The sequence below is a fragment of the Kitasatospora putterlickiae genome (assembly GCF_039527695.1).
GTDB lineage: Bacteria > Actinomycetota > Actinomycetes > Streptomycetales > Streptomycetaceae > Kitasatospora > Kitasatospora putterlickiae.
This window is the reverse complement of sequence record NZ_BAAAKJ010000224.1, coordinates 1-8,461: the sequence shown is the minus strand read 5'-3', so window position 1 is coordinate 8,461 and position 8,461 is coordinate 1. Positions and strand designations below refer to the sequence as shown.

The following is an 8,461-nucleotide window of genomic DNA, read 5'->3' as shown; positions in this document are numbered from 1 at the left end:
TCGGCCGCGCACCGCGCCGGCCGGACTGCCGCCGCTGGACGGCGAGGTGGTCTGGGCGGACGCCGAGCGCTTCTCCGTCCGCACCGCCGACGGCCTCTACACCTTCCACCACGGCGCCGGCCTGGTCCTGATGTTCCACCACCTCTTCGGCCCTCACCCGGAGGACGCCGAGGCCGCCTGGCAGCGGTGGCTGACCGGCGTCCTCGCCTGACGACCGCCACGCACCGACCGCTCACCGTCCCATCGCCCACCGTTCACCGTCCCACCGCTCACCGAGGAATCACCATGCGCACCCTGATCAGCACCGCGTTCATCTCCCTCGACGGCGTCGTCGAGGCCCCCGGCGGTGAACCCGGCTACCGCAACTCCGGCTGGACCTTCAAGGACGTCGAGTTCGTCCCCGAGGCCTTCGAGATCAAGGGCCGGGAGCAGGAGGAGGCCACCGCGATGCTGCTGGGCCGGGTCAGCTACCAGGCCTTCAGCCAGGTCTGGCCGGACATGGCGGAGTTCGCCCGCTACAAGGAGCTTCCCAAGTACGTCGTCTCCACCACCCTCGCCGAGGGCGACCTGGTGGGGAACTGGGGCGACACCACCATCCTGCGCTCGCTCGACGAGGTCGCCGCGCTGAAGGGGACCGAGGGCGGCCCGATCATCGTCCACGGCAGCGCGTCCCTCAACCAGGCCCTCTCCGACGCCGGCCTGATCGACCGCTACCACCTGCTCGTCTACCCGCTGCTGCTCGGCGCCGGCAAGCGCCTGTTCAGCGGCACCGACAAGGACGCCCAGAAGCTGAAGCTGGTCGAGCACGAGGTCTACTCCAACGGTCTGCAGAAGCAGGTCCTCGACGTCGTCCGCTGACGCCGGGACCCGCCCGGTGGGCCCCTCGGCGTGACAGCATGGGGCGATGACCGATCATCGGAACAACGTCGTCCCCCTGGAGCGCTACGACCTGGCCGAGATCTTCGGTGACACCCAGGACGCCTTCGGGGTCGCCGCGTTGGGGATCACCTGGCGGCCCAAGGAGCACCACGTCGGGATCCTCGCGGAACCGGACGGCCGGCTCGTCGCGCACGCCGGACTGGTCGTGCTGCCGGTGTCGGTGGGCGGCCGGCGGACGGACGCCGTCGGGCTGGGCGGCGTGGCCGTCGCCGCCGACCGGCGCGGCCAGGGGCTGGCCCGCGCGGTGGTGGACGGCGCGCTGGCCCGCGCCCGGGAGCTCGGCCCGCGGCTCGCGTTCCTGTTCTGCCGCCCCGAGGTGGCCGGCCTCTACACCCGCCTCGGCTGGCGTCCGCTGGAGGCCCCCGTCGAGGTCGAGCAGCCCGCCGGTCCGGTGGTGATGCCGCTGCGCACCCTGTGGTTCCCGCTGCACGAGGGCGCGCGGTGGCCGGAGGGCGCCGTGCGTCTGCACTCCCTGCCGATGTGAGCGCGGGCGCGACGCGACGCGTGAACGGCCGGGTTGTCGGTGGCGCGTGCGATGCTGGGCGGGTGGTGTTCGATTTTGAGGCCGAGCTCTGGATCTGGGACGCCCGGCGCGCCGACAGCTGGACCTTCGTCAGCCTGCCCGTCGAGGCCTCCGAGGAGATCCGCGACGTGGCCGCCGGGCCGCGCCGCGGCTTCGGCTCGCTGCGCGTGCGGGTCACCCTCGGCGCCAGCTCCTGGCAGACGTCGATCTTCCCCGACAGCAGCCGCGGCTGCTACGTCCTGCCCGTCAAGCGCGCCGTCCGCACCGCCGAGGACCTCGAACCGGGCGACACCGCCGCCCTCACCGTCGAACTCATCGACCTCTGAACGAGCCCGCTCGCCCAAGGGGGGTGCAGTTAGCTGCACCCCCCTTGGGCAGCTGACTGCAATGGCAGCGCCCGGCCGGAACGGAAGAGTCGTCGTCGCGAGGACGTGATCGAGCGGACCGGAGGCGGACGACATGCGGGCACAGCGGGCACAGCGGGCACAGCGGGCACGGGACCAGCGGACGGCGTGGAAGGCGGAGGCGGCGGTGTTCCTCGCCGTCGCCTTCCCCGCCGCCGGCGCCCTGGGGGCGCTCCAGCCGGCGACCGGCATCCCGGAGGAGGTCCTCCAGCTCACCCAGTTCGGCCCGGCCGCCGGGGTGCTGGCCGCGGCCCTGGTGTGGCCGGCGCGGATCCGGGCGCGGCTGGCCGGGGCAGGCCCCGGTACGCGGGCCGGCCGGGACGACACCGCCTGGGCGGGCCCGGGCCGCTCCGGGTGGCGGCTGCTGCTCACCGCACCGCTCATCGTCGTGGCGGCCACCGGCGGCTACGCGCTGCTCGACGGTGACGCCCGGCTGACCGACCCCCGCTCGCTCGCCCACCCGTTCACCCTGATCGTGCTGGCCCAACTGGTCGGTGCGTGCGGCGAGGAGATCGGCTGGCGCTGCCACCTCCAGCCGCTGCTGCGCACCCGCTTCGGGCCGCTCGCCGCCCCGGTCGCGGTGGGGGTGCTCTGGGGCCTCTGGCACGTGGAGGTGTTCGCGGCCCGTCCCGGGTACGCGGCCGGGTTCCTGCTGGCCACGGTGGCGATGTCGGTCGTTCTCGGGCTGGCGCTGGAGGGCGTGCGGGCGAACCGGCTGCTGCTCGCCGGAGGCTTCCACACCCTGGTCAACCTGGGGATGCTGCTGGCCATGGACGAGGAGGACGGCGCGGTGGCGCCCATGGTGCTGTTCGGCGCCGCGTGCCTGCTGGCGGCGGTGCCGTGGGTGCTGCGGGCCCGTCGGCGGGCCCGGCCGTACCGGGTCGAGGCGCTGCCGGCCGCGCCGGATAGGATCCCGGCGGCGCGGCACGGGGCGCGCTGAGGTGACGGAGCGACGGGCGGGCATGGCGGCGGGGCGGGGCGGGACGGCAGGGGTCGGCGCGGAGACCGGCGCGGAGACCGGCGCGGGGACCGGCGCGGGGACCGGCGCGGGGACCGGCGCACGGGTCGACGCACGGGTCGGCGCGGGAGCGGAGCCCACGGCGCGCGCCCAGCTGCGCGCGCTGGCCCGCTGTCAGCGGCTCTCGCTGTACTCCTTCGTGGTGAGCGCGGCCGGCGCGCTGGTGGTCGGGGTGCTGATGCTGCTCCCGATCGGGATGGGCCGGCCGCTGCTGCCGGGCGCGGCACGGGCCCTGCGCCGGCTGTCCGACCGCTACCGCTCCTGGACGGAGCGCTGGACCGGAACCAGGATCAGCCCGCCCGAGCCCCTGCCGCCCGCCGAGGGCCCGCGCCACCGGCGGGCCGTGCGCATCCTCGGCGACGACGGCTTCTGGCGGGACCTCAGGTGGTCCTGGCTGGAGCCGTGGACCGGCGGGCTGCTGGTCGCGGTGCCGCTCTGGCTCGTCGGGTACGGCCTGTTCGGCGCGGTCCTCCAGCCCTTCGTCTGGCCGTGGCTCGGCCCCGGCAACTGGTACGCCTTCGTGCTCGTCGACTCCACCGCCTCGATGCTCGCCGCCGCCGTGCTCGGCCTGCTGTTCACCGGTGCGGGCCTGCGGCTGGCGCCCACCGCGCTGGAGCTGCACGCCCGTTGGAGCCGGCGGGCGCTCGTCGCGCCGTACACCACCGAGCTGGAGCGGCGGATCGAGCACCTGACCGACACCCGCGCCGAGGCGCTGGACGCCCGGGCGGACGAACTGCGGCGCATCGAACGCGACCTGCACGACGGCGCGCAGGCCCGGCTGGTCGCCGTCGGCATGGCGCTGGACGAGGCGACCCGGCTGCTGGACACCGACCCGGGCGGCGCCCGCGCGCTGCTGCGGGAGGTGCGGGCCGGCTCGGCGCGGGCGCTGCAGGACCTCCGCGACCTGGTCCACGGCATCCACCCGCCGATCCTCACCGACCGGGGCCTCGGCGACGCCGTGCGCTCCCTCGCGCTGGACAGCTTCCTCGACGTGCGCGTCACCGCCGACCTGCCGGGGCGGCTCCCGGCGCCGGTCGAGACCGCCGCCTACTTCGCCGTCGCCGAACTGCTCGCCAACGCGGCCAAGCACTCCGGCGGCCGCGAGGTGACGGTCCGCCTGGCACACGCGGACGGCGTACTGCGCGCGGTCGTCGCGGACGACGGCCACGGCGGCGCCGACCCGGAGCGGGGCACCGGCCTGCGCGGTGTGGTGCGCAGGCTGGGCACCGTCGACGGAACCCTCGCCCCGCACAGCCCGCCGGGCGGCCCGACCACCGTAACCCTGGAGATACCGTGCGAGATCCGCTCCGAGATCCCCTGCGCGTCGTCCTCGCCGAGGACCTCTTCCTCCTCCGGGACGGCCTGATTCGCACGCTCCAGGACCACGGCTGCGAGGTGGTCGCCGCCGTCGACAACGGACCGGCCCTGCTGCGCGCGCTGCGCGAGCGGGAGCCGGACGTCGCCGTGGTCGACATCCGCCTGCCGCCGGGCTTCACCGACGAGGGCCTGCGCGCCGCCCTGGAGGCGCGCCGTTCGCGGCCCGCGCTGCCGGTGCTGGTGCTCTCCCAGTACGTCGACCAGCTCTACGCGCAGGAGTTGCTGGCCGACGGCGACGGCGCGATCGGGTACCTGCTGAAGGACCGGGTCACCCACACCGACCAGTTCGTGGACGCGGTGCGGACCGTCGCGGGCGGCGGCACGGTGATGGATCCGCAGGTGATCGCCAAGCTGCTGGCCCGGGGTGACGCCCGCGGCACCACCGCCGAGCTGACCCCGCGCGAGCACGAGGTGCTGCGGCTGATGGCCGAGGGCCGCTCCAACGCCGCGATCACGCACACCCTGCACATCGGCGAGAGCGCCGTCGCCAAGCACACCGCGAGCATCTTCGCCAAGCTCCGCATCGAGGCCTCCGCCGACGACAACCGCCGCGTCCTCGCCGTCCTCGCCTATCTCAAACGCTGACCATCCGTCATTTTCGGCTCCTCGCTTGACTCTCACACCGGTGTGAAGGTTGAGGATGGCGCCATGACCGACGCTCAGCAAGGATCAGCGAAAGACGTTCCCGTGGCCGTCCTCGGCCTCGGGCTGATGGGGCGGGCCCTGGTCGGGGCGTTCCTGCGCGCGGGCCACCCGACCACGGTGTGGAACCGCACCCCCGGCAAGGCCGCCGAACTCACCGACGCGGGAGCCCGCCCCGCCGCCACGCCCGAGGAGGCGGTGGCCGCCGCCGAACTGGTGGTGGTCTGCGTGTCCGACCACACCGCCGTCCGCGAACTGCTCGACCGCCTCGACGCCGCCGACCGGGACCTGCTCGCCGGTCGCGTCCTGGTCAACCTCACCTCCGGCACCGCCGCGCAGGCCCGGGAGAACGCCGCCCGGGTGGCCGCCACGGGCGGCGGCTACCTGGACGGCGCGATCTTCGCCGTGCCGCCCGCCATCGGCACGCCGGAGGCCGTCGTGGTGTACGCCGGCGCCCCCGCGGACTTCGAGCGCCACGCGCCCGCGCTGCGCGCCCTCGCCGCCGACGCCACCACGCACCTGGGCGAGGACCACGGCCTCGCCGCGCTGCACGACTCCGCCGTGCTCGGGCTGATGTGGAGCATCCTGAACGGCTTCCTGCACGGCGCCGCGCTGCTCGGCGCGGCCGGCCTCGACGCCACGGCCTACGCCCCGCTCGCCGCCCGCACGACGGTGACGGTGGCCGGCTGGCTCGCCGACCAGGCCGGCCAGGTCGACGCCGGCACCTACCCGGCCGGCGACGCCACCCTGGAGACCCACATCGCCACGATGGACCACCTCGTCGAGGAGAGCGCCGCCCTCGGCGTGAGCACCGAACTCCCGGACCTCATCCGGGCGCTGGCGGGCCGGGCGCTGGCGGCGGGCCAGGGCGGGGCCGGCTACGCAGTGCTGGTCGAGCAGTTCCGCCGGCCCGCCCCCGCCGCCGGGCACGGTGCCGGAGAATGACCGCCATGACGACCTTCGACCCCCGCGCCCTGCTCGCCGAGAGCCGTCTCGGTGTGCTCGCCACGATCAAGTCCGACGGCCGGCCCCAGCTCTCGCCCGTGATGCCGTACTACGACCGGGACGCCGAGCGGCTCTACGTCTCGATGACGGAGGGCCGCGCCAAGACGGCCAATCTGCGCCGCGACCCGCGCGCCGCCCTGGAGGTCACCCGCGCCGACGGCTGGGCCTGGGCCACCGCCGAAGGAACGGTCACCCTGATCGGCCCGTCGACCGACCCCAGCGGTCCCGAGGTGGAGGAACTGGTCGACTACTACCGGCGCGCGGCCGGTGAACACCCGGACTGGGACGAGTACCGCGCCGCGATGGTCGCCGACCGGCGGGTCCTGATGATCCTCTCGGTCGACCACGTCTACGGCGGGCGCGCCTGACCCGGCCGGTCAGGCACACGGGTCCGCGTACGGCAGGTCCGAGAAGGTGTTCGCCCACTCGGCCCGGCCGTAGCGGACCGTCCGGACCGCGCAGAGGTCCTGGCGGAGCCGGTCGAAGTCGGTCGGCACCAGGACGCTCTCGCCGCCCAGCAGCGCCAGCGGGCTGGACGGCAGCCCGAGCAGCAGCGCGCCGTCGCCCGGCCGGAACCCCTCCAGGACGAGACCGGAGTGCTCCACGCGGGTCTGCGCGATCAGTTCGGCGCTCCCGGGCGGGGCGCCGTCGGCCGGGGGCCGCCAGAGCGCGAGCGGCGCCCCGGTCGGGTCCGTCGATCCCCAGGCGACCAGCGCTCCCGCGGCCGGGCCGACGGCCAGCGAGGTCACCCGGCTCAGCCCGCCGGGGAGGGCGTGCCGCTTGCCGGGGTCCTCCAGGTCGGCGAGGAACGGCTGCCCGAGGTCGGACAGGGCGACGACGGTCCGGCCGCGGACGAAACGGGCGGTGTCGCCGAGCCGTGGTCCGGCGTCCAGCCGGTCGGCCTCGCCCTCGGCGCCCGGCGCCCACGCGGTGTTCGGCCGGTGGGGCTCCTCGCCCGCGATCACCTCGCGGCTGACGATCAGCCAGTTGTCGCCGCTGGTGTCCAGACTGCGCGGCTGGGTCCGGACCAGCGCCAGCTGCCGGGAGTTCGCCGGGTCGGTGAGGTCCAGGATCCGGAACTGGGTGCCGTGGATGACGGCCAGCCGGCGGCCGTGCTCGCCGAAGAGCGTCAGCCGGGTGTCGGTGTTGGGGTACTGGTCGGGGATGGTGGCCAGCCGGACCGGGTGGTGGACCTGCTGGATGTCCCATAGATAGATGTACGGCGGGGTGCCGTTGTACACGGCGATCACCGTGCTGCCCGGGCTCGCCCCGACCACCGGGCGGCCCGTCAGGGCCTCGGGGAGGGGGATCTCGCCCGCCGGGCGGGCCGTTCCGTCGGCGAAGGACCAGAGCCGCAGCCGCTCCGGCCCGGCCATGCCGACCAGCACGTCGCGGCCCTGTAGGAAGCGGACCTCCCCGGTCGCCCCCGGCACCGAGCCGACCGGGACCGGCGGGCCGTCCCGGTCGATCCGCCAGATGGTGCCGGAGCGGCCCACGCCGTAGCGGCCGTCGGCGGAGAACACCGGTTCCCCCAGGTCCAGCCTGCCGGCGAGGGCCTCGGGCAGGCTCTGCACCGGTGCGTTCCAGAGCGTGACGACGCCGTTCTCGTCCCCGCCGGCGACCGTGCGGCCGTCGGGCGCGTACGCGGCGGCCAGCAGACCGCTCCCGCCGGGGACCACCCGCGCGGCGGCGGGCTTGTCGTCGATCCTGGTCAGCGTGAGCCGCCCGGCGCGGGACACGGTGGCCAGCACCGGCTCCCGTCCGGGGAAGGAGAGCGACGGGTTGGTCTCCTGGCCGGGGGCCGGATCGGGCAGCGCGATCGGCTTCGCCGGGTCGGAGGTGTCCCACAGGTGCAGCCCGTCGCCCGCGCCGCCCCCGCCGCCGACCAGCCGCCGGCCGTCCGGGCTGAAGGCCACGGACAGCGTGGCCGTGCCGCCGGGCTCGGCGAGCGGGCGCGGGAAGGCCCGGTCCGCGACGTCGAGGATCCGCACGCGGCCGCCGGACACCGTCAGGGCGAGCGTGCGGCCGTCCGGGTGGAAGGAGACGGAGTCGACCGGCGCGGCCTCCGACCCGGGGGCGGCCGGGACGGGAGGGACCGGATCGGGGCGGGACAGGTCGTGCAGGTCCCAGAGCCGCAGCCCGCCGCCGGCCGCCACCGCGAGGGTGCTCCCGTCCGGGCTCACCGCGAGGCCCGCGATCGCGCCCGCGTCGGCGGCGGCCCGGGAGACCAGACGCGGGCGGGACGGGTCCGCGAGGTCCCACACCGAGAGGTCCGCCGAGGTGTGCACCAGCAGGTGGTTGCCGTCCGGGTGCCAGGCGAGCGCCGCGTTCCCCCGGGCCTCCAGCACCTCGCCGGGGGACGGGTGGTAGCGGTCCGAGGTGTTCCAGATCCGGACGCTGCCGTCGGCGGCGGCGCTGGCCAGGGTCCGGCCGGTGCGGTTGAAGGCCAGGCCGACCACGAACGCCGTGTGGCCGGTCAGCCGGGTCTGCACCGGCTGGAGCGCGGAGGCCAGCAGCGCGCCGCGCGCCTCGGGGGTCGCGGCGGCGCGGTAG

General features: G+C 75.7%; 9 protein-coding genes and 1 pseudogene. 9 read left to right on the top strand and 1 reads right to left on the bottom strand.

All coding sequences use genetic code 11. The annotated features are described in order from the left end of the window. From ABD308_RS22320 to ABD308_RS22280, 9 genes and pseudogenes are all read left to right on the top strand, one after another. Positions 1-211: pseudogene (locus ABD308_RS22320) on the top strand (SRPBCC family protein); the annotation flags it as partial. Positions 212-285: 74 nt separating this feature from the next. Beyond that, positions 286-858, top strand: coding sequence for a dihydrofolate reductase family protein (locus ABD308_RS22315; protein ID WP_344337926.1), 573 nt, complete (start codon positions 286-288; stop codon positions 856-858). A gap of 46 nt (positions 859-904) precedes the next feature. Then, a complete protein-coding gene (locus ABD308_RS22310; RefSeq protein ID WP_344337925.1) occupies positions 905-1,423 on the top strand; it encodes a GNAT family N-acetyltransferase in 519 nt (172 codons plus the stop codon). A gap of 62 nt (positions 1,424-1,485) precedes the next feature. Next, on the top strand, positions 1,486-1,788 hold the full coding sequence (locus ABD308_RS22305; protein WP_344337923.1) for a DUF1905 domain-containing protein: 303 nt from the start codon (positions 1,486-1,488) through the stop codon (positions 1,786-1,788). Positions 1,789-1,921: 133 nt separating this feature from the next. Further along, entirely contained in the window at positions 1,922-2,806 is an 885-nt protein-coding gene (locus ABD308_RS22300; protein ID WP_344337922.1) for a CPBP family intramembrane glutamic endopeptidase, read from the top strand. Between the two features lies 1 nt (position 2,807). Beyond that, positions 2,808-4,250 carry a sensor histidine kinase gene (locus tag ABD308_RS22295; protein WP_344337920.1) on the top strand — a complete coding sequence of 481 codons (1,443 nt, stop codon included), beginning with the start codon at positions 2,808-2,810 and terminating at the stop codon, positions 4,248-4,250. Next, on the top strand, positions 4,202-4,846 hold the full coding sequence (locus ABD308_RS22290; protein WP_344337994.1) for a response regulator transcription factor: 645 nt from the start codon (positions 4,202-4,204) through the stop codon (positions 4,844-4,846). The genes ABD308_RS22295 and ABD308_RS22290 overlap by 49 nt, the downstream gene beginning before the upstream one ends. Before the next feature lie 63 nt (positions 4,847-4,909). Next, positions 4,910-5,848: an NAD(P)-dependent oxidoreductase gene (locus tag ABD308_RS22285; protein WP_344337919.1), complete on the top strand. Its 939-nt coding sequence runs from the start codon at positions 4,910-4,912 to the stop codon at positions 5,846-5,848. Further along, positions 5,845-6,276 carry a PPOX class F420-dependent oxidoreductase gene (locus ABD308_RS22280; RefSeq protein WP_344337917.1) on the top strand — a complete coding sequence of 144 codons (432 nt, stop codon included), beginning with the start codon at positions 5,845-5,847 and terminating at the stop codon, positions 6,274-6,276. The genes ABD308_RS22285 and ABD308_RS22280 overlap by 4 nt, the downstream gene beginning before the upstream one ends. Before the next feature lie 9 nt (positions 6,277-6,285). On the opposite strand, the gene ABD308_RS22275 is transcribed toward ABD308_RS22280, so the two are convergent. Beyond that, on the bottom strand, positions 6,286-8,461 hold a 2,176-nt coding region (locus tag ABD308_RS22275), incomplete at its 5' end, for a WD40 repeat domain-containing protein (RefSeq protein ID WP_344337915.1).